General features: G+C 40.3%; 26 protein-coding genes. All 26 read right to left on the bottom strand.

Going from position 1 to position 24,334, the window contains the following annotated elements:
* Positions 1-17 precede the first annotated feature (17 nt).
* The 26 genes from fliY to sucC all read right to left on the bottom strand — a co-directional run bounded on the left by fliY (position 18) and on the right by sucC (position 24,233).
* Positions 18-1,211 (bottom strand): flagellar motor switch phosphatase FliY, encoded by a 1,194-nt coding sequence (gene fliY, locus ACRPI0_RS03925; protein WP_432355878.1) that lies wholly within the window; start codon positions 1,209-1,211, stop codon positions 18-20.
* A complete protein-coding gene (gene fliM / locus ACRPI0_RS03920) occupies positions 1,204-2,205 on the bottom strand; it encodes a flagellar motor switch protein FliM (protein ID WP_432354978.1) in 1,002 nt (333 codons plus the stop codon). Before fliM ends, fliY begins: the two co-directional genes overlap by 8 nt.
* A 36-nt stretch (positions 2,206-2,241) precedes the next feature.
* Positions 2,242-2,670 (bottom strand): flagellar basal body-associated protein FliL, encoded by a 429-nt coding sequence (gene fliL, locus ACRPI0_RS03915; RefSeq protein WP_432354977.1) that lies wholly within the window; start codon positions 2,668-2,670, stop codon positions 2,242-2,244.
* The gene (locus tag ACRPI0_RS03910) at positions 2,660-2,881 is read right to left on the bottom strand and encodes a flagellar FlbD family protein (RefSeq protein WP_432354976.1); all 222 of its coding nucleotides are present in this window, start codon (positions 2,879-2,881) and stop codon (positions 2,660-2,662) included. Before ACRPI0_RS03910 ends, fliL begins: the two co-directional genes overlap by 11 nt.
* Before the next feature lie 78 nt (positions 2,882-2,959).
* The gene (gene flgG / locus ACRPI0_RS03905) at positions 2,960-3,835 is read right to left on the bottom strand and encodes a flagellar basal body rod protein FlgG (RefSeq protein ID WP_432354975.1); all 876 of its coding nucleotides are present in this window, start codon (positions 3,833-3,835) and stop codon (positions 2,960-2,962) included.
* A 98-nt stretch (positions 3,836-3,933) separates the two neighbouring features.
* A complete protein-coding gene (locus ACRPI0_RS03900) occupies positions 3,934-4,308 on the bottom strand; it encodes a TIGR02530 family flagellar biosynthesis protein (protein ID WP_432354974.1) in 375 nt (124 codons plus the stop codon).
* 22 nt (positions 4,309-4,330) lie between these two features.
* Complete coding sequence (gene flgD, locus ACRPI0_RS03895; protein ID WP_432354973.1) at positions 4,331-4,978, bottom strand: flagellar hook assembly protein FlgD; 648 nt, start codon at positions 4,976-4,978, stop codon at positions 4,331-4,333.
* 3 nt (positions 4,979-4,981) lie between these two features.
* Positions 4,982-6,298, bottom strand: coding sequence for a flagellar hook-length control protein FliK (locus ACRPI0_RS03890; RefSeq protein ID WP_432354972.1), 1,317 nt, complete (start codon positions 6,296-6,298; stop codon positions 4,982-4,984).
* A gap of 45 nt (positions 6,299-6,343) precedes the next feature.
* Positions 6,344-6,949 (bottom strand): MotE family protein, encoded by a 606-nt coding sequence (locus ACRPI0_RS03885; RefSeq protein WP_432354971.1) that lies wholly within the window; start codon positions 6,947-6,949, stop codon positions 6,344-6,346.
* Positions 6,950-6,953: 4 nt separating this feature from the next.
* Complete coding sequence (gene fliJ, locus ACRPI0_RS03880) at positions 6,954-7,406, bottom strand: flagellar export protein FliJ (protein WP_432354970.1); 453 nt, start codon at positions 7,404-7,406, stop codon at positions 6,954-6,956.
* Positions 7,403-8,734, bottom strand: a complete 1,332-nt coding sequence (fliI, locus tag ACRPI0_RS03875; RefSeq protein WP_432354969.1) for a flagellar protein export ATPase FliI — start codon at positions 8,732-8,734, stop codon at positions 7,403-7,405. Before fliI ends, fliJ begins: the two co-directional genes overlap by 4 nt.
* A 2-nt stretch (positions 8,735-8,736) precedes the next feature.
* On the bottom strand, positions 8,737-9,510 hold the full coding sequence (gene fliH / locus ACRPI0_RS03870) for a flagellar assembly protein FliH (RefSeq protein ID WP_432354968.1): 774 nt from the start codon (positions 9,508-9,510) through the stop codon (positions 8,737-8,739).
* Positions 9,503-10,516, bottom strand: coding sequence for a flagellar motor switch protein FliG (gene fliG / locus ACRPI0_RS03865; protein ID WP_432354967.1), 1,014 nt, complete (start codon positions 10,514-10,516; stop codon positions 9,503-9,505). The genes fliH and fliG overlap by 8 nt, the downstream gene beginning before the upstream one ends.
* 13 nt (positions 10,517-10,529) lie before the next feature.
* Positions 10,530-12,128, bottom strand: coding sequence for a flagellar basal-body MS-ring/collar protein FliF (gene fliF / locus ACRPI0_RS03860; RefSeq protein WP_432354966.1), 1,599 nt, complete (start codon positions 12,126-12,128; stop codon positions 10,530-10,532).
* Positions 12,129-12,181: 53 nt separating this feature from the next.
* Positions 12,182-12,484 (bottom strand): flagellar hook-basal body complex protein FliE, encoded by a 303-nt coding sequence (gene fliE / locus ACRPI0_RS03855; protein WP_432354965.1) that lies wholly within the window; start codon positions 12,482-12,484, stop codon positions 12,182-12,184.
* Between the two features lie 22 nt (positions 12,485-12,506).
* Positions 12,507-12,968: a flagellar basal body rod protein FlgC gene (flgC, locus tag ACRPI0_RS03850; protein WP_432354964.1), complete on the bottom strand. Its 462-nt coding sequence runs from the start codon at positions 12,966-12,968 to the stop codon at positions 12,507-12,509.
* Positions 12,969-12,970: 2 nt separating this feature from the next.
* A complete protein-coding gene (flgB, locus tag ACRPI0_RS03845) occupies positions 12,971-13,363 on the bottom strand; it encodes a flagellar basal body rod protein FlgB (protein ID WP_432354963.1) in 393 nt (130 codons plus the stop codon).
* A gap of 345 nt (positions 13,364-13,708) precedes the next feature.
* Positions 13,709-14,485 carry a GTP-sensing pleiotropic transcriptional regulator CodY gene (gene codY / locus ACRPI0_RS03840; RefSeq protein ID WP_432354962.1) on the bottom strand — a complete coding sequence of 259 codons (777 nt, stop codon included), beginning with the start codon at positions 14,483-14,485 and terminating at the stop codon, positions 13,709-13,711.
* An 82-nt stretch (positions 14,486-14,567) separates the two neighbouring features.
* Positions 14,568-15,968, bottom strand: coding sequence for an ATP-dependent protease ATPase subunit HslU (hslU, locus tag ACRPI0_RS03835; protein WP_432354961.1), 1,401 nt, complete (start codon positions 15,966-15,968; stop codon positions 14,568-14,570).
* On the bottom strand, positions 15,965-16,510 hold the full coding sequence (gene hslV, locus ACRPI0_RS03830) for an ATP-dependent protease subunit HslV (protein WP_432354960.1): 546 nt from the start codon (positions 16,508-16,510) through the stop codon (positions 15,965-15,967). The genes hslU and hslV overlap by 4 nt, the downstream gene beginning before the upstream one ends.
* A gap of 12 nt (positions 16,511-16,522) precedes the next feature.
* Positions 16,523-17,422 (bottom strand): tyrosine recombinase XerC, encoded by a 900-nt coding sequence (xerC, locus tag ACRPI0_RS03825; protein WP_432354959.1) that lies wholly within the window; start codon positions 17,420-17,422, stop codon positions 16,523-16,525.
* Positions 17,423-17,697: 275 nt separating this feature from the next.
* A complete protein-coding gene (gene trmFO / locus ACRPI0_RS03820; protein WP_432354958.1) occupies positions 17,698-19,011 on the bottom strand; it encodes an FADH(2)-oxidizing methylenetetrahydrofolate--tRNA-(uracil(54)-C(5))-methyltransferase TrmFO in 1,314 nt (437 codons plus the stop codon).
* Positions 19,012-19,036: 25 nt separating this feature from the next.
* Complete coding sequence (topA, locus tag ACRPI0_RS03815) at positions 19,037-21,115, bottom strand: type I DNA topoisomerase (RefSeq protein ID WP_432354957.1); 2,079 nt, start codon at positions 21,113-21,115, stop codon at positions 19,037-19,039.
* 120 nt (positions 21,116-21,235) lie between these two features.
* Positions 21,236-22,087, bottom strand: coding sequence for a DNA-processing protein DprA (dprA, locus tag ACRPI0_RS03810; protein WP_432354956.1), 852 nt, complete (start codon positions 22,085-22,087; stop codon positions 21,236-21,238).
* A gap of 64 nt (positions 22,088-22,151) precedes the next feature.
* Positions 22,152-23,054, bottom strand: a complete 903-nt coding sequence (sucD, locus tag ACRPI0_RS03805; RefSeq protein ID WP_432354955.1) for a succinate--CoA ligase subunit alpha — start codon at positions 23,052-23,054, stop codon at positions 22,152-22,154.
* An 18-nt stretch (positions 23,055-23,072) separates the two neighbouring features.
* Positions 23,073-24,233, bottom strand: a complete 1,161-nt coding sequence (gene sucC / locus ACRPI0_RS03800; RefSeq protein ID WP_432354954.1) for an ADP-forming succinate--CoA ligase subunit beta — start codon at positions 24,231-24,233, stop codon at positions 23,073-23,075.
* Positions 24,234-24,334: the final 101 nt, after the last annotated feature.

Genomic DNA, 24,334 nt, shown 5'->3' with positions numbered 1-24,334 from the left:
TCCATGACCTCCAAGGTTTATCGTAAATTATTTAATCGTTCTGTTTGACTAAGAATATCTGTAATTCGAACACCGAAGTTCTCGTCAATAACGACCACTTCACCTTTTGCAATGCGTCGATTATTCACTAGAATATCAACAGGTTCACCTGCTAGTTTATCTAGCTCAATAATTGAACCACTCGACATTTCTAATATTTCTTTTACGGAACGTGTTGTGCGTCCTAGCTCCACTGTCACCCGAAGCGGAATATCTAACAATAGGTTTAAGTTAGAAGCCTCTGATTGACTCAGTGAAGGTGTCTCAAAACTAGCAAACTGAGCTTGTTGAACGTTTGCTTGTTGCTGATGCTGACTCTGTCTAGGTGGCAATTGTTGTGGCTCGCTGTAGCTTGCCTGTTGTTGACTAACAGGTGCTTCTTCCATAGGTGAAGATTGCTGGTTCATAAGCTGTCCCATGTCCGATTGCTTCTGTAGTGATACGGGAGGTTCTGCAACTGTAGATGCTTCTTCCGCCACAGCATCTCCCATTAGAGCTGATACTAGGTCTTTTCCAAGCGCCAAAGGAAATAGCTGCATAATATTTGAATCGATAAGTGTTCCAACTTTCAAGTTAAAAGAAACACGAATCAACAATTCTTCGTCAGGGATACTCCCAGTCCCTCGGTCTTCTTGAATGTTCAACAATTCAATTGTAGGAGGGGAAATATCTACTTTTTTATTGAATAAAGTCGACATCGAAGTCGCTGCAGAACCCATCATTTGATTCATCGCTTCTTGAACAGCACTCAGATGAATTTCACCTAAATCTTGGTTAGGAGATAATCCATCGCCACCGAGCATTAGATCCGCAATAATGGCCGCGTCACTTTGCTTGATAACAAGTAAATTGGTTCCACTTAAGCCTACTGTATACTCTACCCCTACAGCTACATAAGGTTGAACAAATTCCGTCTCAAGTTTGTTTCGATCGATAACGGAAATAGTAGGTGTTGTAATCTCTACTTTTTGACCTAATAGCGCGGACAGAGCTGTAGCTGAGCTACCAAAAGAGATATTCCCAATTTCTCCAAGCGCATCTCGTTCCATCTCATCAAGATAATCTTCTATTAGGAGTTCATCATTCGTAAGATTTGCTTCAGCTCCGCTATCAAGTGTTTCACCTCGAAGCAAAGCTTCTATTTCTTCCTGTGAAAGGATATTATCACTCATCATCTTCGTCATCCCCTCCAATCAGGGTATCTAGTATTTGGACAGCCATACGATTACGCAGATGGCCTGGTTGTGCGGTAAATTTAGGGACGCCGCTCACTTCAATTGTTAGAGGTGCGTCAAAAGCAGTTCCGAGTTCTATTACATCTCCTAGTTGCAGATACAATAAGTCTTCAACAGTCATCGAACCTTCACCGAGGTTCGCAACAAAAGGTAAACTTGCCTTCTTAATGCGTTTCTCTAACTCGACACTTTGTTCAGGTGTTGGTTCTTTCTTGTTCGTCTGCATCCAATATTGGACGGATAAATTAGGGATGATTGGTTCTAATACGACGTGTGGAATACAAATATTAATCATTCCACTAGATTCGCCAATCACGATGTTGAAAGAGATGACAACAACCGTTTCGTTAGGTGAAATCATTTGCAAAAATTGCGGATTAACTTCCATCTCAGCGAGATAAGGATCGATATCTGCAATATTCGCCCAAGCTTCACGTAAGTTGTCAAATGAACGTTCAAACAAGCCAGTTAAGATTTTCGTTTCGATTTCAGTCATGTTATCTACTTTTCCTGAACTCTCTCCGTAGCCACCCATCAATCGTTCCAACATGGAGTAAGCCACGTTTGGATTGACTTCCATAATGATGTTTCCTTCTAGAGGAGGAACCTCAAATATGTTGAGGAGCGTCATGTTCGGGATAGATCGTATGAATTCTTCGAACGGAATTTGGTCAACGGACGCCACATTAATTTGAATATAAGTCCGTAATTTGGCTGAAAAGTACGTAGTAAGTAAACGAGCGAAATTTTCATGTATACGAGTTAAACTTCGAATCTGATCTTTTGAGAAACGTAACGCTCGCTTGAAATCATAAACTTTTACTTTTTTGGTCTCGTCTTCTTTTTTTATCTCATCTGCCGACATTTCTCCTGTGGAAATTGCGGACAGTAAAGCATCTATCTCATTTTGTGATAATATATCTCCCGCCATTAGGCCACCTCCTTCTTGTCCGTAATTGCATGCGAATTACTGAATAATATAGGAAACAATATATACCTTCTCGATTTTGCCCTCTTTCATGAGAGGATTCAATTGCGCTTTGATCGCATCTTCAAATGATTGTTTGCCTGTTTTACCTTCGAAATCCTTCGCCGTCTTTTCGGACAATTCTTGGATAACGATATTGTTTACTTGAAAATCTCGTTTTGTTAGTTCTTCTGCCGCTTTTTTATTGCTAGTCTGAATCTTTAGCGAAACTCGGATAAATTGACGACCATTCAAATTCGTTGTGATTTCCGGTATATCCACGGAGGATTCAATAATTTCGTCAATCGTAGGTTCTTTCTCTTTAGCTTCTCCTTTGTTCAACTGCAACATGAGGATAAGTCCAACCACACCTACTAAAGTGATACACACTAAAATAATTAAGGACACCGTCAATACTTTATTCTTCATCTTCTACACCTCGCAAATGTGGGTTAGACAGGAGCTGAACGGACTGATAAAACTGAATCATACGCTCATATACCGTATCTACAGAATCTAGGACGACATATTTCGTACCAGTTGTTAATGTAATCGTCGTATCCGGAAACGATTCAACTTTTTCTATGTAGAGTGCATTCAAATGAAATGCAGCTCCGTTTAGGCGTGTGACTTTAATCATATGTAAAGGGCCAGGCGCAAGAGCCGGCCCGACCCTCCTTTAACGAGCAAATGTTGTGTTGAGGTTAAGCTGTATTAATTAACGCTTTAAGTTAACAAGTTCTTGAAGGATTTCATCCGATGTTGTAATGATCCGTGTGTTTGCTTGAAATCCACGTTGAGCAACGATCATTTCTGTGAATTCTTCAGAGAGATCGACGTTGGACATTTCTAGGGAGCCTGATTTAATGGTTCCGCGACCTGCATCTAGTGGTTTACCTGTATTTGCGTTTCCTGAGTTAGCAGATTGCTGATAAAGATTGCCCCCCACTTTTTCTAAACCTCCTGGATTGTTAAAAGTAGCGATATTTAATCTTCCCGCTACTTGCAGTTTTCCATCCTGGACGTAATTCACTGTTCCATCTTGTCCAATCGACATATTAGTAGCATCATTAGGAATTTTAATAGAACCGTAATTCGCAGTAGCTTCCGCTTTTAAAACCGTAGTTTTCACATCTTTACCATCAACCTGAGCAGTGGTTTCTGTATTCTTTAATCCCTGCAAGAATCGTCCATCGCCATCCACTAAAGTTCCTTCGTTGTCCATGTAAAAGTTACCGGCTCTTGTATATTGCACGTCTGTCGCGGTAGCACCACTCTGAACAATAAAGAATCCATCACCTTCAATTGCAAGATCCAAAGTATTCCCTGTAAATTGTGTAGAACCTGCTGTGTGGAGTGTATCAATTGCAGCAAGCTGCGAACCAAGTCCTACTTGCTTAGGATTGACACCACCTCGAGTGTTTCCGACTGGTGCACTAGCTCCTGCAACGGTTTGAGAATATAAATCTTTAAAAACAGTACGCCCCTTCTTAAAGCCATACGTATTAACGTTCGCAATATTGTTACCAATCACATCCAACTTTGTTTGGAAGTTTTTAAGTCCTGAAATCCCTGAATACATTGAGCGTAACATAATGTGTTTTCCCCTCTCGAATTGTAAAGTGCTCCTGCCTCTATCGGTCGACAGTGCGGTGGCATCCTTATTCTAAGGTCCTGCCAAATAGTTTCTCGTTAACTTAAAATGATCGTTCCATCGATGTTTGTGAAAAGCTGATCTTTTGCTTCTTTTCTATCCATCGCTGTAATGACTGTGGAGTTTTTAGCACTGACGATAAGTGCAGCTTGGTCCATCAATACAAGTGAATCACGAATTCCTTTCGCTTTTGCCTCGTTAACTTTGTCCGTGACATGTGCCCATTCGGCTTCAGTAATTGTGATATTGCGTTCATTCAGACGTTCTGTGGCATGCTTACTGACTTTTAGCGTTTGTGGAGCGAGTGCGTTGTTCAGCTGTTCGACGAATGATTGTTTCGGCATCGGTTTTATTGATTGTCCGGGTCTTAGTTGCGGCTGCGATTGGAGACGTTGGATGTTGACTTGTTCCATACAATCGCTCCGTTCTATCTAATTAGTTACTGATTGAAGTGAATTTGTTACCTTCTATTTTTTCTCCATTTTCGAGAATATAAAGTAACTTTCCATCTTTGTTAGATACTGATGACACCATGCCTGTTTTTTCAGTTTCACCATCAAGGTAGCCGACTGTTTTACCAATGAGCATGCTAGCTTCTACTAAGCTATTAGAGTTCATTACGCCAGATAGTACCTCGGAAATATTTCCAGGTGATAATTCTTGACCATCTGCCATCGTAAAGACTACTGAACCATTTACATATTTTACAGATTCGATTTTACCTGTGCCTTCAGTGATAACTGGTTTACCTTCTTCGTCAGGTTTATCAGCGACTTTATGCCATTTAATTTCTTTACCGACAAATGAATTATACTGTATCAATTGACTTTGGTTTTGTGATTCTGCGAATTTCTCAAAAGCCTTCGTAAGATTCATAGTCTGTTCAAGAGCAGAAAACTGTGCCATTTGGGCAATAAACTCGTTGTCTTTCATCGGACTCGTAGGATCCTGGTTCTGCAACTGCGCAATTAGCAATTTCATGAAATCATCTTTGCCTAATGTACCTTGGCCAGTTTTGCGTTCATCCCGTTGATTGTTTATGAGATACATAGAGTCTTTTATTGGTTGTTGACCATCTACCATTCGTTACACCTCCACATCAAGCAAAAACTCTTGGAATGATTGTTGTTCTTCCTGGTCGTGCTCTGACTGTTCTGATTGCTCATCATTCCCTTTAAACTGCTGATGGTTAAAGTTCTGACTACGATCATTTCTGGATGGATCCTGAACTGCCTGTGTTACATCGATTCGATCGATTTGAATATTTTGTTGTGTAAAGGATTGTCTTAACTGATGCAATTGGCTATTTAACATTTCTTTTCCAAGAGCTGTAGATGCTAGAATTCTTGCGGTCATTATGCCATTTACTTGAAGCAATTCAATTCGAACTTGCCCTAAATGCTCTGGATATAATTTCACAAGCAAACGGTTTGTACCACCCTGCTGACCAAAGTTTGTTTGTTTGAATAGTCCCTGTAGCTTCTCCAGCAACGCTTCAGATTGTGTAGTTGGACGATTATCTGGTGTTTCAAGTGAAAAAACATTCCTAGATACTATCGGTTGAATGGTTGTATTTTGAAGAAGATGTGTTTGACTTTGCTCACTTTTTCCTTCATTCGAAGTTTGTTCTTGACTATTTCCTGTCACAACTGTCATAGATTGAAGAATTGTGCGCTGTATACTAGGTTCCACTTCAGTTTTTGCACCCATTAAAGATCCCAATGTTGGATTCCCTAAAACCGCTCTAGTCTCATTCACTTTTCCGCCAAACGATTCAATTTGATCTGTAAGTTCTTTTAAGTTCATTTGTTGCCAACCTAACAAATCTTTTTTGGGGAGGACAGTTTCTACGGACTTCAACAAAGCTAGTACGTGAGTCGCCTGATTCTGCACCTCTAAATTCCCACTACTTATCATTCCTTCAAGTGCTACAGATAACTTTGGTGCATGTTCACTTATGACGTTCAATAGTGTCCAAACATCGTTAGAAAACATAACTTCAGCAAGTTCCTCTTTAGAAACACCAGCTTCTTCTAAAACGGAAGTAATTTCATTCATAAGTTCTTTTGAGTCAATTTGGAGCGATTCCGCCCACTCATCTATAGAACTGGACTGCCCTAATATCTCTAAACCTGCAAGTAGTGTTGTTTGTGGATTACCTGTTAGTTCTGCCAACGATTGAGTGAGTGATTCAAGATCCGTAGCCGATAAAAGTTCAGCCATCATATCCTTTATGGACCCCAATGCAGTTTCTGTAGGAACGTTCTGTACAACCGTTGCACTTTTCGTTAATCCCGCTAAATGTGAACCGAATAAACCACCTGCACTGCCAGCGCTATGAATCGACTTTCCTGTTAAAGTAGCTACGCCCTGCAAAGGCATCTGTACTGAACCAACATTCATTTTTTCACCTCCTTTGTAGAATTCTATTACTTTATGATTATATAATTATTTCGCTAAAAGGGCAGTATATTTCGCAGCATCTTCTGGAGTCATCTTCTCCAAGATTGCTGCTAATGTTTCTACTTTCATCTGCGAGAGCAACTGAAGTGCTTGTGCATCTTCCATCTTAATAATGACAGGTGCTGCTGATTTAGCAGACATTTGTTCATACGTAGAAACTAATTGTCCTAATTCTTTTTTTGAATCATCATTTGTTCGTTGCAATACTAAGATTTCAGCTTGTATTTTTTCTTGAGCTAAAACTAGTTTTTCGTTTTTTTCATTGGATTTCTTCAAATCTTCTTGAACATCCATTAACTGCTGTTCTTTCTGTTTTAACTCTTCTTTCATAACAACCACACGTTCTTCTAATACTTTTGTATCTTTTTTAGTGGAAGTCTTTTCTTTCTTTTGTTCTAACGCTGGCACTGAAGAAGTCCAATCTTTTGCTTTTTCCACAACATTTACGTCGGCAACTTTCGCGATAATCAGAAGAACTGCAACTGCAAAAATCAAGGGAATCACAAACCAGGCAAGCAGCATTTGAAAGAAACTACCTGCTTTACGCTCTTCTTTAAACGATTCTGGGGCATTATTCTTTTTTCGTTTCACCGTCTTACCACCCATTTTCATTTTTACGGAATTTTAATGTAGACAGTTCGTCCAACCGCTCGGCTTCTTTATGATCTAGCTCTTCTTGGTAAGTATTGTGATCTTTTTCACGCATCTTTTCGTACTTTTTCACTTCTATCGTTTTATCCAACAACTTTTCTTCAAACCAATTCATTTTACTACGCGCTTGTATTACATCTTGCTGCACTTGATTAATTTTCTTTTCTAAGCTTTCTATGAATCTAGCGTAGTGATGGATTTCATTTACAGCAAATCCTCTAGTCATTTTTTCTTGTTGCTCAACCAAAACGTTTTCTTTCTTTTTCAACAAATCATATAGCTCGGTAGCAATCGTTTCAAAAGATTCAATCGCATTTTTATATGCAGATTCCGTCTCATTCTTTTCTTGTTCTCTATAGGTCAATACCTTTTCAAATCGATACTGGTATGATTTCATGAATTCCCGCCTCCTGTAGCAAGCGCAATCAATTCCTCAATACTTTCCTCCATTGAAATGTTATCTTTATATCCCTGTTTTAGAAACTTAGTAATTAGAGGTTCATACTCAATAGCTTGGTCAATCTCTTTGGATGTCCCTCTCTTATAAGCTCCAATGTTAATAAGATCTTCTGATTTATCGTACGTGTAATATAATTCACGTAGCTTTTCAGCAGCTTTGACGTGTTCTGGGTCCGCTATATGATTCATTAAGCGACTGACACTTTTCAATACATTAATTGCTGGATATTGACCTTTGTTCGCAAGCGTTCTATCCAAGACTATGTGACCGTCTAAAATTCCTCGCACTGCATCTGCAATTGGCTCATTCATATCATCCCCGTCAACTAGCACTGTGTAAAAGGCAGTGATGGCACCAAATTCATTTGTCCCACTACGCTCTAGCAACTTGGGTAATATTGCGAATACAGAAGGCGTGTATCCACGTGTTGCAGGAGGTTCTCCAACTGCCAATCCTATTTCACGCTGAGCCATGGCAACGCGTGTAACTGAGTCCATCATGAGCATAACGTTCATGCCTTTATTTCGAAAATACTCAGCGATAGCGGTTGCAGTAAATGCTCCTTTGATACGCATGAGTGCAGGCTGATCAGATGTAGCCGCCACGACAATCGTACGACTTAATCCTTCCGGACCTAAGTCCCTGTCGATGAATTCACGAACTTCGCGACCACGTTCACCGATAAGTGCGATGACGTTAATATCGGCTGTAGTGTTTCGCGCAATCATTCCTAAAAGAGTACTTTTCCCTACTCCAGAACCCGCGAAAATACCAACACGTTGTCCGCTTCCTACCGTCAGCATCCCATCAATTGCCTTTACACCTACCGCCAACTTATCGTTTATAGTAGGACGCGTTAATACATTAGGCGGACTTTGCTCGGTCCGCACTGTTGCTAGTCCTTTAGGTAATGCAGAGTGATCAATGGGGTTGCCCATAGAATCGAGTACTTTCCCTATTAAATTCATACCTACTTTTACTTCAAGAGGCTTCCCTGTTCCTTCTACTAAACAGCCACTAGAAATTTCCGTTACATTGGTAAACGGCATTAGCATAACGATTTCTTCTCGAAAGCCCACAACTTCTGCCATTATTTTAGATTCAGAGCCATTCGTCGTATTCAAATGAATAATACATAAATCTCCAATTGAACTCTCCGGACCTTTCGACTCAATCATGAGTCCAACTACCCTTGCCACACGGCCATACTTCTTAAATGTTTTTACTTTTGAAATCTTATTTGAAAGTTCTTCAGCTTTTATCATGATTAGCCCTCGCTTTCCAATAGTTCCACAAGGCGCTCTTTCATCTCATTCAACTGTTCATCAACACTCACAACAATTCTTCCGTGATTCGTTTCGATATAACAATCAGTAGATTCAAATTCATCATTTACAAAAATGAGCATCGGTACATCAGGCGGGAAGATTGAAGCCAATTCCTCACGACTGTCTGAAACCAATTTGTAATACCCCGGGGATACATACACTCTCACTTCACGCATCTCACGAGCTTCTTTCAAACCGCGTTTAACAATAGATAGAAAGAGTTCATCATCTCCATCTAACGCTTGCCCAAGTATGCGTTCAGCAGATTTCATAGCAATCTCAACGATTAGTTGCTCTTGGTCATCTAAATATGATTGTGCATTTTTTTTAGCAATTTCAATTGCTTCGTTTGCTTGTTTAATACTCTCTTGCATTTCGGAAACACTCTTTTTCGTACCTTCTTCAAAGCCTACTTGGAACGCTTCCTCGTAAGCACGTTGTTGGAGCTCTGCTTTTTCCGTCTCCCATGCACTTCTCATAGCATCGATATCGTCATGTGCCGTTTGACGCAACTGCTCAAGTGTAGCTTTTTCTAATCCTACTTGAGTCCTAGCATCATTCATCAGTCGATCACGTTCCATAATTATTTCAGCTAAATTCATTCGGGGAGCTTCAGAAATCTCTGTGTGCTCTGTCATTATTTCGAGATTGCGAATTCCAATCTTCTTCACACCTGTGTTTTGATTTGATCCAGGTCTGTAGATATTAGACAATCACATCATCTCCTCCGCCACGTGCAATAATAATTTCTCCAGCATCTTCTAGACGACGGATCGTCGCAACAATACGAGATTGTGCTTCTTCAACATCACGTAAACGAACTGGCCCCATAACTTCCATCTCTTCTTTAAACGACTCTGCCATACGTTGTGACATATTTTTGAAGAGAATATCTTTAACTTCTTCGCTAGATACTTTCATAGATAGTACAAGATCTTCATTTTCACAGTCACGAATGACACGTTGAATTGAACGGTTATCAAGCGTAATGATATCTTCGAAGACAAACATCCGTTTCTTAATTTCTTCAGCAAGTTCAGGATCTTGAATTTCGAGAGCATCGAGTATCGTTTTCTCAGTAGCACGATCAACACCATTAAGTACTTCAACAACCGCGTCCACACCACCAGTATCGGTATAATCTTGTGTGACCGTTGAAGAAAGTTTCCGCTCAAGAACAGCCTCGATTTCGCTGATAACTTCTGGTGAAGTCGATTCCATTTTAGCAATACGTTTAGCGATGTCTGCTTGTACTTCTTGTGGAAGTGAAGAAAGGATAATCCCTGCTTGTTCTGCTTCTAAATAAGACAAAATTAGCGCTATAGTTTGTGGATGTTCATTTTGAATGAAATTCAAGATTTGACTAGGTTCAGTTCTTCTCGCAAAATCAAACGGACGAACTTGAAGTGAAGATGTTAAGCGGTTAATGACCGCTTGCGCATGCTCTTTTCCTAGCGCTTTCTCAAGTATAGTTTTCGCATAACCGATTCCACCTTGGGAAATATAATCTTGCGCAAGAGCAATATTATGGAACTCTTCGATTATTTCTTCTTTAACTGAAGACTCGACTTTACGGACACCTGATATTTCAAGCGTCAGTCGCTCGATTTCTTCTTCCGTCAGATGTTTGTAAATCGCTGCGGATACTTCTGGACCGAGAGAAATCAAAAGGAGAGCCGCCTTCTGCTTCCCGGACATTTCTTTATCTTTTTTAACCATGTCTGATCACTCCTTAATCCTCAGCTATCCAAGTGCGTAGCAATTTCGCAAATTCTTCTGGTTTATCTTTTGCCATCTTCTCAAGTTGTTTTCTTCGTAGTGTTGCTTCTGTTTCAATTTCACCATTAATATCACTTACTTCAATAGCTTCTAGCTGTTCTTCAAGAGCTAGTGCCTCCTCTAATGCTAATACTTCATCTTTACGTCGCTTACGTACATAGAGAATGACCAAAGCAATAATTGTAAGGATTAATACTCCGCCAACTACATAAGCCCACCAAGGAATAACTGTGCGCTCTGCTTCAAAATCAGCTTGTTTCCCCCGTATTGGTTGTATGGAAACTGCAATTTTTCCAGCTAACTGTTCTTCTGTTAATTCACCTGCTGATTCTTTATCAATAGACGTACGAACGATCGTATCTAAGATTTGTTTAATATCTGCTTCCATCCCTGGGTCTAAAGATCCTGGATCATCTGCAGTCGGGGGCTCTACCATGACTTGCAAACCAATATCTCGAATTTTATAGGGACTTTCGACAATGTTTTTACGAATTCGATTCACTTCATTATTTATAGTCTCTTCGATACGTTCGTAGTCTCCGTTACCCGTTGCCCCTTCGACGATAGTAGTCCGGTTATCAGTGGGATCTTCTCCTTCAGGAATACCACCCGGAACAGCACCATCCCCTGTAAAGGTTTCTGTGATTCTCTGAACGCTAAGCGCTATACCTTCTTTGCTTTCTTCATCTACAGGAGTGACCAAGTTTTCTTCACGATTTTCCTGTTGGAAATCGATATCAGTAGTTACAGAAACGACTACCTTATCTTGACCCATCATAGAACCTAGCATCATTTGAACTTGACGTTGCAAATCACGTTCAATGGATTTCTTAATTGTCATTTGATCAGCGATGTTCGTGCCAAATTGATTATTCTCATGATTCAAGTCGTAGTATTCAAAGTATTGGTTCATGACCACAATGTCTTCAGGTGCTAGGTTCGGAATACTTTTTGAAATTAAATTATATAACCCTTTAATTTGCGGCTCACTGAACTGTTGTCCTGGTTCAGTTTTAAGTACAATAGATGCACTTGCTGCTTGGACGTCTTCATTGACGAAAACGCCCTGGGTAGGAAGTGTAATCATGACTTTTGCGTCTTGAACTCCTTCAATTCCCGTAATCAACTTTGCAACTTCATTTTGCATTGTTGCGAGCTTAATCATATTAAACTCGTTATCTGTCGTTCCAAATCCTGCATTTTCCGAGAAAAATGAGTAGTCGATTCTTCCTGAATTCGCAAGTCCTTGAGATTCGATGGAGACTAGTAAATCATCCACTCGTTCTTCGGGTACAAGTATAGAGGTACCGCCTGGTGCAATGCGGTTAGGAACTGCTTGTGCATCCAACTCTTCTTTTATTCTACCGATATCAGATCTGGAGAGATCTTTATATAACGGAACGTACGTTGTACGAGATAGGAAGAAAGTCAGAAGAGCTGCAACAAGAATCATCGATGCAGCAATACTGATATATAAGATTTTCTGTTTTTTTGTACGGTTTGACCAAAACGCTTGTAAATCGTTTTTGATCTTTGTCAATCTCTCTTTCATTCTTATCCTCCGGTCGGCAAACGTCATTTATTCTGAACAACGCTATATTTTTATTAAACTGGCATACGCATTACTTCTTGATAGGCTTCAATTACTTTGTTACGAATTTCCATTGTCGCATTTAATGCAATGGAAGCTTTTTGAGCAGTAATCATAACATTATGTAGATCGACGTTTTCACCACGAACAAGCTTTTCTGTCATAACATCAGATTGCACTTGTGCTGCGTTCACATCTTGAATGGCGTCTTTTAAGTAACTACCAAACTTCTGTTGCGATTCGAATGTAGTTGGAGAAGCTTTGGTTACATCAGGCGATATTCCAGGTGCCATCGCTAATATTGAAGATATTGCCATACACAATCATCCTTTCAAAATCTTATTTACCAATTTCAAGTGCTTTCATCAACATAGCTTTATTAGAATTTAATACGGTGATATTAGCTTCGTATGAACGTGTTGCAGACATCATATCAATCGTTTCACGCAATGGATCCACGTTAGGCATTTCGACATATCCCTCTTCATTAGCATCTGGATGCGTTGGATCAAAAACTTGTTTGAACGGAGTTTCTGAATCCTCTTGTATTTTAGAAACTCTTACACCATTACCAATTGACCCACTATCTCGTGTCCCCATTGCGACATTCAAATAGTTTGAAAACTGGCCTTGTTTAGGCTGAAAAGATACCGACTTACGTTGATAAGGTTGCCACTCTCCATCCACTAACTTCCCTCGAGTCGTGTCGATATTTGCCATATTCGAGGATATAACATCCATTCTAAGTCGTTGAGCCGTTAACGCTGAAGCTGAAGAATTCAAACTATGAAAAATGGACAAGTTTAACGGCCTCCTTTGATCACATTATTTAAGGAATTAAACTTACTACTGATTCGATCCGCAAGAGCATTGTAATAGATTTGGTTTGCAGCTAAATCAGCTTGTTCCTTATCCATGTCGACACCATTTCCATTTTGGTTATATCGGAAATTTGAATAAGTTCGTGATCCTGAGCCCGCTGTTGTTGGAGAGAATGATAAATGGCTTTGATTTGTACGGTATGCCTCTACCTGAGCCGTCTTTGCTTCATTCAAGTAACTCTTAAAATCTACTGTTTTCACTTTATAGTTAGGAGTGTCAACATTTGCTACATTCTGAGAGATTGCTTTAGATTTATCGGATGAAAAATTCAACCCTTTTTCTAATGCAGAAATTGTACCTCCGTATAGGTCCATACTGTTCTCCTCCTTCATTTATATTTAAGAATTATATTAAATTCGACATATTCCATCATAAGTCAACAATTAACTATCATTGTATCGGATTATGAACCATTTTGTCTATACAATCCAGACGAAAATTTAGAAACTTTACTTATATTTTCATAACTGTTCACATAAAATACCAGCTTTACTAGGACAAATATACTAAATATCTCCATTTCAAAAAATCTGAATTTACCGCATAACTTTTAATATTAATGTCATTCTAATATTGCATATTCGGTACAACTTTTTACTTAAATTAAAAAAACGAGTTAAAAGCAAATTTGCTTTTAACTCGTTTTATATATGGTTACTTTAAGATTTTTGCTTTTCAAGTTCTTCAAGGAACTTGCTGTTTAACACTTTAATGTATGTTCCTTTCATACCAAGTGAACGAGATTCGATAACTCCAGCACTTTCGAGTTTACGAAGTGCGTTGACAATTACAGAGCGCGTGATTCCAACGCGATCAGCAATTTTTGAAGCAACGAGAAGTCCTTCATTTCCATCAAGCTCGTTGAAGATATGCTCAATCGCTTCGTGCTCACTATATGATAGTGAATTGATTGCCATTTGAACAACAGCTTTGCTGCGAGCTTCTGTTTCAATTTCTTCAGATTTCTCACGAAGAATTTCCATTCCTACAACAGTTGCACCGTACTCAGCAAGAATTAAATCATCCTCTTTGAATTCTTCGCTTAAGCGAGCAAGAATAAGTGTTCCAAGACGCTCACCTCCACCAATGATTGGTACGATTGTAGTTAAGCCACTCTTGAAGAGCTCCTGGTTTTCTACAGGGAATACTGTATATTCGCTATCGATTCCGATATTAGGTGATGTTTCACGGATTTCAAAAAGACGCTTTGTGTATGCTTCAGGGAATTTACGATCTTCGAACATTTGCTTCATACGTTCGTTCTCGATTTGATGGTGAATTTCTAATCCAAGAAGCTTACCTTTACGGCTTACGATGAAAGCGTTGCAGTCGATTACTTCACTCAATTGCTCGGCCATTTGTTTGAAGTTCACTTGCTTACTTGCAGTCTCTTGCAACATTGCGTTAATTTTTCTTGTTTTTACTAATAGTGTCATTATATTTTTCCTCCTCATTATTTCGAAACTGATAAGAATATTCTAAAGGTTTTCAATTATTAAATAAACTACTTTACCTTAATTATAAGATGAAATGTGACAAATCCTTGTCTTTGACAATTCCCTGCAACTTCTCATCCACGTAAGATGGGGTAATCTTTATGCTCGTTGGTCCAATTTCAGATGCTTCGAATGATAATTCTTCAAGGAGCCGTTCCACTATTGTATGGAGTCGTCTAGCACCGATATTTTCCGTATTATCGTTCACTTCAAAAGCAATTTCAGCAATTCGATCAATTGACTCCTCTGTGAACTCTACCAGGACGTCTTCCGTTGCAAGAAGTTTCTCATACTGTCGAATCAGGGAGAAGTCTGGTTCTTTTAAGATACGAACAAAATCGTCTTTAGTTAATTTGTCTAACTCCACACGAATTGGAAAACGACCTTGAAGTTCCGGTATTATATCGGACGGTTTTGACATATGAAAAGCTCCAGCTGCAATAAATAATATGTAATCCGTTTTCACCGAACCATATTTAGTATTGACCGTAGAACCTTCTACGATTGGAAGTATATCTCTTTGTACTCCTTCACGTGAAACATCTGCACTTGAAGAACCACCGCTCTTACTTGCGATTTTGTCCATTTCGTCGATAAAGATAATTCCTGACTGCTCCGTAAGCTCTACTGCAAGACGCGCGATTTCGTCGTGATCTATTAGTTTGTCCGCTTCTTCAGCTTCTAATACTCTTCTCGCATCTTTTACAGGCAGTTTTCGTGCAGTTGTTTTCTTAGGCATAAGTGAAGAAAGAGCATCTTGCATATTCGATCCCATTTGCTCCATTCCAGAACCTTGTAACGCATCGAACATTGAGGGCTGTTGAGAAGATACTTCAACAGTAACTTGTTGCTCTTCCAGTTTTCCCGATTGAAGCAATTCAGCGATTTCACTTCGCTTTCTAGTGATTTCAATTACTTCATCTTGCTCATCGGTCTCACTTTCATTCTTTTGCCCTCCAAACAACATTTCAAACGGATTCTGCATCGAACCTTTCTTTTTCTTAGAAGGAACGAGCAATTCGACAAGACGTTCTTCCGCTTGGATAGCTGCTTGGCCTTTCACTTGTACACGTTGCTTCTCTTTAACAATCCGGACACCTGTTTCTACCAGGTCACGAACCATCGATTCAACGTCTCTACCTACATATCCAACTTCTGTAAACTTAGTGGCCTCGACTTTTACAAAAGGTGCGTCCACAAGTTTTGCAATCCTACGTGCGATCTCAGTTTTCCCAACACCTGTAGGCCCGATCATCAAAATATTTTTAGGGATGATTTCACTTTTCTCTTCATCCGTCAGTAAGTTTCTTCTATATCTGTTACGAATGGCTACAGCAACTGCTCGTTTCGCTTTATCCTGACCTACAATATAACGATCTAGAAATGTGATCATTTCTTTCGGTGTCAACTGCTGTGATGTCATCCTCCAAGCACCTCCACGATTATCTTGTCGTTTGTAAATACACAAATTTCAGAAGCCGTTTCAAGTGCTGCGCGAGCAATTTGTTCAGCAGTCAACGATTCCCCTGCATACTTCGCAAGTGAACGTCCAGCTGCAAGTGCATAGTTTCCACCAGATCCAATTGCGAGGATGCCGTCATCTGGCTCTATGACTTCACCTGTTCCTGAGACTAGCAAAAGGGTTTCCTTATCCATTACAAGTAGCATTGCCTCTAGCTTGCGAAGAATTTGGTCCCCTCGCCACTGTTTTGCTAGCTCAACAGAAGCACGTTGTAGGTTGCCATTATATTCCGTCAGCTTCTCTTCAAAGAGATCAAATAACGTAAAAGCGTCCGCAACAGACCCCGCGAAACCAGCAAGCACGTTTCCATTAAACAATCTTCGAACCTTTTTCGCTGTGTGTTTCATTACTACACTTTCTCCCATGGTCACTTGACCATCACCAGACATCGCACAAACTCCTTTATGTCGGATAGCAAAAATCGTGGTTGCATGAAATTCCATTCAGATTTCCTCCTAAGCACGCGGATGCGTATTCATATAAGTTCTTCTTAAATGCTCTTTCGTTGTATGGGTATAAATCTGTGTCGAAGACAAATCACTATGACCTAAAAGTTCTTGGACAGTTCGCATATCTGCACCTGCAGATAGTAAATGGGTCGCAAATGTATGACGCAACATATGGGGATAGACATTTGACTGAATGGACGCACGATCAACAAGTGCATCCAATACATGTCTAACACCACGAGCTGTTAATGGACCACCTCGTAAATTAACAAACAAACGATTATGCGTAATCGTTTTCATAAGAATAGGTCGACTAATTTCGATATACCTCTCAATCGCCGACTGCGCATAACTACCGAATGGGACATAGCGCTCTTTTCTGCCTTTACCCATGACCCTAACAATACCTAAATCATTGTCAATGTCCGGTAAACTGATTGACGTAAGTTCGCTGACTCGGATACCGGTTGCATAGAGAAGTTCGAGCAATGCTCGATCCCGTAAATCACGTGGGTTCTCCTTTTCGCAAGCGGCAAATAGTTTTTCAAGTTCCTCAACATAAAAAAAAGCAGGAAGTCTTTCTTCCTTTTTAGGATGATGAAGCAAACGGAATGCTGTGTCATCAATAGCATATTGAGCATTCGCATATTTGAAAAATGAACGAACCGAAGAAATCTTTCTCGAAATGGTTGCCCTGGATAAATCACGGTCATACAATCTTGAAGCGAATAATCTCGCCTCTTGATATGTAATACTTTCTAACGTATATATACCTTCAGCTTTTAAGAATTCAAGAAATTCATCTACATCCTTTTCATATTCCGCTACAGTGTGGATTGAATAGTTTTTTTCCAAACGTACATACGTAATATACTCATTACGAATTTGGATCGTTCTTTCATCCATTATGTACACCTCCCGAAAAATGACAATCATCATTTTAACGCTCGGCAAGTAGCGTGTTTGACTATTCAAACTGATTGAAAATGCCGATTACTCCTTAAATTCAAACTCATCCATAATACACTATACACGATTGATAGGTATTTCTTCAACTATCAGCAACCAGGTTGTCTGACCTCTTTAATGTTTTTTTCTTTAATGTCATTCAAATTTCACATTTAACACACATTCGGCAAGAAAAAAAAGAAGAAAGGTAATCCCTTCCTTCTTCGCTACACTTACACAACCAGATGTACTGCTTTGAATTCATCAATTGCCTCTAAAGCTCTAGCAGCATGTCTTTCCGCACGTTCAAGTTTAGACCGCACACGTTCCCCTAAATCTGGGAATAATCCAAAGTTCACATTCATTGGCTGGAAGTTTTTTGAATCCGCTTCTGTAATATATCTGGCCATGCTACCTAATGCAGTTTGATTCGGTAGCACATAAGGTTCCTCACCAAGAGCAAGACGTGCAGCATTCATCCCTGCAACTAATCCCGCTCCAGCAGACTCAACATATCCTTCTACGCCTGTCATTTGACCAGCAAAAAATAATTGTGGATTTGCTTTGAGCTGATAGGTAGGTTGCAACACTCTAGGTGAATTGATGAACGTATTCCGATGCATCACACCATAACGTACAATTTCAACATTCTCTAGTCCTGGAATAAGTTTTAATACTTCTTTTTGTGCCCCCCACTTCATATGCGTTTGGAATCCAACGATATTATAAAGTGTACCAGCAGCATCGTCTTGACGAAGTTGTACAACGGCTTTAGGTCGTTTACCTGTTTTCGGATCTTCTAATCCTACAGGCTTCATCGGTCCGAACAGCAATGTCTTTTCTCCGCGACTTGCTAGAACTTCAACTGGCATACAACTTTCAAAGTATATTTCTTTTTCGAATTCTTTCAGTTCTGCAACTTCCGCATTGACTAGGGCATTATAAAATACAGCAAATTCTTCTTCATCCATAGGACAATTTAGATAAGCTGCTTCACCTTTGTCATAGCGTGATTTAAGATAAACTTTTTCCATGTCAATGGAGTCCTTCTCAACAATTGGTGCAGCAGCGTCATAAAAGTATAGATAGTCTTCACCGGTAAGCTGTCGAACCTTTTCAGCCAACGCTGGTGACGTAAGTGGACCTGTAGCAATGACGGTAATGCCTTCTGGGATTTCTGTCACTTCTTCATTGATCACTTCAACGAGTGGATGATTGCGAACTTTATCCGTAACAAGCGCTGAGAACTCATGACGATCGACAGCAAGAGCGCCGCCAGCTGGAACTGAACATGCATCGGCAGCAGCAATTATAAGAGAGTCCAAACGTCGCATTTCTTCTTTAATAACCCCTACTGCATTCGTTAAGGAATTCGCTCGTAGTGAGTTACTACACACGAGTTCAGCAAACTTGTCCGTGTGATGGGCTGGTGTTTGTTGTACAGGTCGCATTTCATATAATCGAACCTGCACTCCACGGCTTGCGATTTGCCACGCTGCTTCGCTCCCTGCAAGTCCTGCACCGATTACATTTACTATTGGTGTCACATTGACCCCTTCTTTCCCATAAAAGTTATTCTTGTGGTTTTTCTTTATAGTCACATTCCGTACATTGAGTTTGCAATCCTTTTTTCAAACGTTTTTCAACAAGTGTACTTTCGCATTTCGGACAAGGTCTCGATATCGGCTTGTCCCATGAAATATATTCACACTCAGGATAACGGTCACATCCGTAAAAGATTCTATTCTTCTTACTCTTACGCTCGACAACTTCGCCTTCTTTACAAAGCGGACATGTAACACCGATTGGTTTAATGATAGCTTTTGTATTACGACATTCTGGGAAATTAGAACACGCCATGAATTTTCCATAACGCCCCATTTTGTACACCATTGGAGAACCACATTTCTCGCAATCTTCTCCAGCTGGCTCATCTTTTATTTCGATTTTTTCCATTTCCTCATCTGCTACTTTTAAATGCTTTTCAAAGTCTTGATAGAACTCATCAATAACTGATACCCATGGAATCTCGCCCTCTTCGATATGGTCAAGACTTCTTTCCATTTTAGCGGTAAACTCGGCATTTGTAATATCAGAAAAGTATTGGTTCACAGCCGCGTTTACAATACCACCTAGTTCAGTAGGTACAAATCGCTTCGCATCTAGTGTGACATAGCCTCTTTTTTGAATCGTATCCAAAGTAGGAGCATATGTAGATGGTCGCCCTATACCTAGTTCTTCCAACGTCTTAACAAGACGGGCTTCAGAATAACGGGGAGGTGGCTGCGTATAGTGTTGCTTCGGATCGATACTACCGCATGTTACCGTTTCTCCCTCTGTAAGCGGAGGGAGTACATTATCTTTTTCTTCTTCCTTATCATCATGACTCTCAATGTAAACTTTCATGAAACCTGCAAACTTCACTTGTGAACCTGTTGCTCTAAACTGCACATCATTATTTAGTAAATCCACAGTGACCGTATCGAGAATCGCAGGTGCCATTTGGCTTGCAAGAAAACGTGACCAAATCAATTTATATAATTTTAGTTGGTCTTTCGATAAAAACGCTTTCATCGCTTCAGGTGTTCGCATCACGCCTGTTGGGCGCACGGCTTCGTGTGCGTCTTGAGTCTTTGCAGTTGATGCTTTAGCAACTGCCTTCGTTTTACGCGTGAATTCTTCTCCGTACATCGTTTCAATATGAGATTTTGCTTCATTTTGAGCGGACTCTGAGATTCTTGTCGAATCGGTACGCATATATGTGATCAGACCTACAATTCCTTCTTTACCAATTGTAATACCTTCGTATAGTTGCTGTGCAATCATCATTGTTTTCTTGGCACGGAAATTCAACTTACGCGCAGCTTCCTGTTGCAATGAAGATGTCGTAAAAGGTACTGCAGGATTTCGCTTACGTTCTTTTTTCACTACTTGCTCAACCGTGAAGTCATCTCCATCTAATTTAGACAGAATATCGTCAACTTGTTGCTTGTCGGTCAACTTAACCTTTTTACCTGCTACGCCATAGAAAGCGGCTTCAAATTCGCCTTCCTTTTTACTGAAGCCAGCACCGATTGACCAGTACTCTTCAGGAACGAAAGCTTTAATTTCTTCTTCACGATCAATAATTAACTTAAGTGCAACGGACTGAACACGACCCGCCGACAACCCTTTTTTCACTTTTTTCCATAGTATCGGGCTGATGTTATAGCCAACAAGGCGATCGAGAATACGTCGCGCTTGTTGAGCATCAACTAAGTCCGTATTGATCGGACGTGGATTTTTAAAAGATTCCTTTATGGCTTCTTTTGTAATCTCGTTAAAAACAACGCGACAATCCGAATGCTCATCTACGCCTAACTGATGGGCGAGATGCCATGCAATCGCTTCCCCTTCTCTGTCGGGGTCAGCTGCGAGAAAGATTTTTTTCGCTTTTTTCGCTTCTTTTTTAAGTTCTTGAAGAATCGGGCCTTTTCCCCGAATCGTAATATACTTTGGCTCATAGTTATTTTCGACGTCCACGCCCATTTGACTACGTGGCAAGTCCCGTAAGTGGCCGAGTGAAGCACGCACTTTGTATTTCTTCCCTAAATATCGTTCTATTGTTTTCGCTTTTGCGGGTGATTCCACGATCACTAAGTAATCTGCCATTCTAGTATGTCCCCCTTAAAGAGGTTCTTTGTATTTATTCATCAAAAAGAATATCTGTTGCAAAATGTATAACAGTTTTCACCTAAAAGCAACTATTTTAGTAAAAAGACATTTTCTTCGTCAAGATTCGACAAGTGAATCAATGATTTGAAAACCACTCCAAATAGGTCGAGCTCCTTCATCTAATAACTTATTCGGTCCAAGTGATAGTGCTGAGTCGATTGGTCCAGGAACTGCGAAAACTTCCTTACCATGATCGAGTGCATGCTCAATCGTACTCATCGTTCCACTCTTTAAAGCAGACTCTGTAATTACAATCGAGTTAGATAGTCCGCTTATAATACGATTTCTCATAGGGAACGTCCACTTTGCCGGCGGATGATACGGTGGAAACTCACTAACTAACAGATGTTCTTTTAAGATAGTGTGTGCAAGCTGTGCATTCTCTTTCGGATATAAATGGAAAAACCCATGACCTAACACTGCAATCGTTTGTCCACCGTACTCTATTGTAGCTTGATGTGCCATCGTATCAGCGCCTTTAGCAAGACCGGATACAATAACTGAACCATGTTGGACAAGAGGTGGAATAATCGTCTTCATAGCAGTAATTGAATAGCTTCCCGCTTTTCTTGAGCCAATAATCGCTACTTTGCTTGGTTTTTTCAGTAAAGTTCGATCACCTTTCGTATAGAGGATAGCCGGCGGATCAATCAACTGTTTTAATGATTCGGGATAGTCAGGATGTGTATAAGGAATGGGGTTGATTCCTTTTTCTAACAGAAGTTCTAAAAGAGGAAGTGGGGATAGCTGAGCAAGTTTCGCATTCAAATTCGTACGTTGAGTGTTTGATGAATTCGATAAGCGGTCATGTCCATAATCATGTTCGATGTATGCAATAAGTTTTGGATACGAAACTGGCCATGCATAATGGAGTTTTAATAATTGCTGTTCATCTACGGTCAGGATCATTGAATACCTCCTTATTATATAGAAAAGATGCAGCGTATCTATTGAATACGCTGCATCTTCCATCTTAGTGGGTTTTACACTTTTCGTATAGCCCTTTTTCTTTAATTACTTTGATCAATGTCTCTCCGATAACAGATGGTGTCTCTGCAACCTCTACACCAGCGTTATTAAGTGCTTTGATCTTTTCATCAGCAGTCCCTTTACCACCGGAAATGATAGCGCCTGCATGGCCCATACGCTTTCCTGGAGGTGCTGTTTGTCCACCGATGAATCCTACTACAGGTTTCTTCATGTTAGCTTTGATCCACTCGGCTGCTTCTTCTTCAGCAGTACCGCCGATCTCACCAATCATAACAACTGCATACGTATCTTCGTCTTCATTGAATTCCTTCAATACGTCGATAAAGTTTGTACCATTGACAGGGTCTCCACCAATACCAACAGCTGTTGTCTGACCGATACCCGCTTCAGAAAGTTGGTGAACTGCTTCATACGTCAATGTACCTGAGCGTGAAATAACGCCTACGTGACCTTTTGTATGAATGTATCCTGGCATTATACCAATTTTACATTCTTCCGGAGTGATAACACCTGGACAGTTCGGTCCAACAAGACGTGTCTTTTTACCGTCCATGTAACGCACTACTTTCACCATATCAAGAACAGGGATGTGCTCTGTAATACAGATAGCCATATCAAGATCAGCGTCTACCGCTTCCATGATTGCATCTGCTGCGAAAGGTGCTGGTACGTAGATAACGGAAACATTAGCGCCAGTTTCTTTAACGGCTTCTTCCATTGTATTAAATACAGGAACGCCATCAACTTCTGTACCGCCTTTGCCTGGTGTTACCCCTGCAACGATTTTCGTTCCGTATTCAAGCATTTGCTGGGTATGAAATTTTGCAGTCCCGCCAGTAATTCCTTGGACGACTACTTTTGTATTTTTATCGATATAAATACTCATCGTTTGTCCCTGCCTTTCTTAGCCTACGATTTCAACAATCTTCTGTGCGCCGTCTGCCATTGAGCCAGCTGCAATAATATTCAGACCAGACTCATTCAGCAAAGCCTTACCTCTGTCCACATTTGTTCCTTCGAGACGAACAACTAGTGGCACTTCGAGACCGACTTCTTTCGCTGCAGTGATAACACCTTCAGCAATAACGTCACACTTCATGATACCTCCGAAGATGTTGACGAAAATCCCTTTCACGTGTTCATCAGAAAGGATGATTTTGAACGCTTCTGTTACTTTTTCAGCAGTCGCGCCGCCCCCAACGTCAAGGAAGTTTGCGGGTGATCCGCCGTAATAATTGATCGTGTCCATTGTAGCCATAGCAAGTCCTGCACCATTGACCATACAGCCGATGTTGCCGTCTAGAGAAATATAGCTCAAGTCGTACTTAGAAGCTTCGATTTCTTTTGCATCTTCTTCTTCAAAGTCGCGCAACTCAACAATGTCCTTGTGACGGAACAATGCATTGTCGTCAAAGTTGAATTTAGCATCAAGTGCAAGGACTTGATCGTCTCCAGTGACAACGAGTGGGTTGATTTCTACGATAGAAGCGTCTTTTTCAATGAATACTTGATAAAGACCTGTCATGAATTTCGCTGCTTTGTTTACAAGATGTGCAGGAATATTCATATTGAATGCCATGCGTCGCGCTTGGAATCCAGTCAATCCTGCAACTGGGTCAATCACTTCATGGAATATTTTTTCAGGAGTTGCTTCTGCAACTTCTTCAATATCCATTCCGCCTTCTTCAGATCCCATTAGTGTAACGCGGTCCGTAGCCCGGTCAACAACAAGACTGATATAGTATTCTTTTTTGATATCTGCGCCTTCTTCAACGAGTAAACGCTTTACTTCTTTTCCTTCTGGACCAGTTTGGTGTGTAACCAACGTTTTGCCTAGAAGTTCTTTTGCGTACGCACGTACTTCGTCAAGACTCTTAGCAATTTTGACGCCGCCCGCTTTTCCGCGACCACCTGCATGAATTTGCGCTTTCACGACAAATACTTCAGTGCCAAGTTCCTTCGCTGCTTTTACCGCTTCTTCAGGAGAAAATGCTGCAATCCCTCTTGAAGCTGCAACTCCATAATCACGAAGCAGTTGTTTCCCTTGATATTCATGGATATTCATCTTATATCCTCCAATCAAACTGATAACTATTCTTTACTGCGTACTCTATTGTAGTAAACTTGTCATACTATGTCCATATTTGTATACGTTAAGCGCGAAAT

The organism is Sporosarcina sp. A2 (assembly GCF_050858885.1).
Classification (GTDB): domain Bacteria; phylum Bacillota; class Bacilli; order Bacillales_A; family Planococcaceae; genus Sporosarcina.
Note: the sequence above shows the minus strand (reverse complement) of the source record. Positions and strands in the feature narration are given on the sequence as shown.

Coding starts and splice junctions, on each gene's coding strand:
- flgB (WP_432354963.1), bottom strand. CDS start 13,363: ATGGACCTATACGGAGGTACAATTTCTGCATTAGAAAAAGGGTTGAAT.
- xerC (WP_432354959.1), bottom strand. CDS start 17,422: ATGGATGAAAGAACGATCCAAATTCGTAATGAGTATATTACGTATGTA.
- flgG (WP_432354975.1), bottom strand. CDS start 3,835: ATGTTACGCTCAATGTATTCAGGGATTTCAGGACTTAAAAACTTCCAA.
- codY (WP_432354962.1), bottom strand. CDS start 14,485: ATGACACTATTAGTAAAAACAAGAAAAATTAACGCAATGTTGCAAGAG.
- fliJ (WP_432354970.1), bottom strand. CDS start 7,406: ATGAAATCATACCAGTATCGATTTGAAAAGGTATTGACCTATAGAGAA.
- fliI (WP_432354969.1), bottom strand. CDS start 8,734: ATGATAAAAGCTGAAGAACTTTCAAATAAGATTTCAAAAGTAAAAACA.
- fliM (WP_432354978.1), bottom strand. CDS start 2,205: ATGGCGGGAGATATATTATCACAAAATGAGATAGATGCTTTACTGTCC.
- fliL (WP_432354977.1), bottom strand. CDS start 2,670: ATGAAGAATAAAGTATTGACGGTGTCCTTAATTATTTTAGTGTGTATC.
- ACRPI0_RS03890 (WP_432354972.1), bottom strand. CDS start 6,298: ATGAATGTTGGTTCAGTACAGATGCCTTTGCAGGGCGTAGCTACTTTA.
- fliY (WP_432355878.1), bottom strand. CDS start 1,211: ATGAGTGATAATATCCTTTCACAGGAAGAAATAGAAGCTTTGCTTCGA.
- hslU (WP_432354961.1), bottom strand. CDS start 15,968: ATGACATCACAGCAGTTGACACCGAAAGAAATGATCACATTTCTAGAT.
- topA (WP_432354957.1), bottom strand. CDS start 21,115: ATGGCAGATTACTTAGTGATCGTGGAATCACCCGCAAAAGCGAAAACA.
- hslV (WP_432354960.1), bottom strand. CDS start 16,510: ATGGAATTTCATGCAACCACGATTTTTGCTATCCGACATAAAGGAGTT.
- sucD (WP_432354955.1), bottom strand. CDS start 23,054: ATGAGTATTTATATCGATAAAAATACAAAAGTAGTCGTCCAAGGAATT.
- dprA (WP_432354956.1), bottom strand. CDS start 22,087: ATGATCCTGACCGTAGATGAACAGCAATTATTAAAACTCCATTATGCA.
- fliF (WP_432354966.1), bottom strand. CDS start 12,128: ATGAAAGAGAGATTGACAAAGATCAAAAACGATTTACAAGCGTTTTGG.
- sucC (WP_432354954.1), bottom strand. CDS start 24,233: ATGAATATCCATGAATATCAAGGGAAACAACTGCTTCGTGATTATGGA.
- fliG (WP_432354967.1), bottom strand. CDS start 10,516: ATGGTTAAAAAAGATAAAGAAATGTCCGGGAAGCAGAAGGCGGCTCTC.
- ACRPI0_RS03900 (WP_432354974.1), bottom strand. CDS start 4,308: ATGGAACAAGTCAACATCCAACGTCTCCAATCGCAGCCGCAACTAAGA.
- ACRPI0_RS03910 (WP_432354976.1), bottom strand. CDS start 2,881: ATGATTAAAGTCACACGCCTAAACGGAGCTGCATTTCATTTGAATGCA.
- flgD (WP_432354973.1), bottom strand. CDS start 4,978: ATGGTAGATGGTCAACAACCAATAAAAGACTCTATGTATCTCATAAAC.
- fliE (WP_432354965.1), bottom strand. CDS start 12,484: ATGGCAATATCTTCAATATTAGCGATGGCACCTGGAATATCGCCTGAT.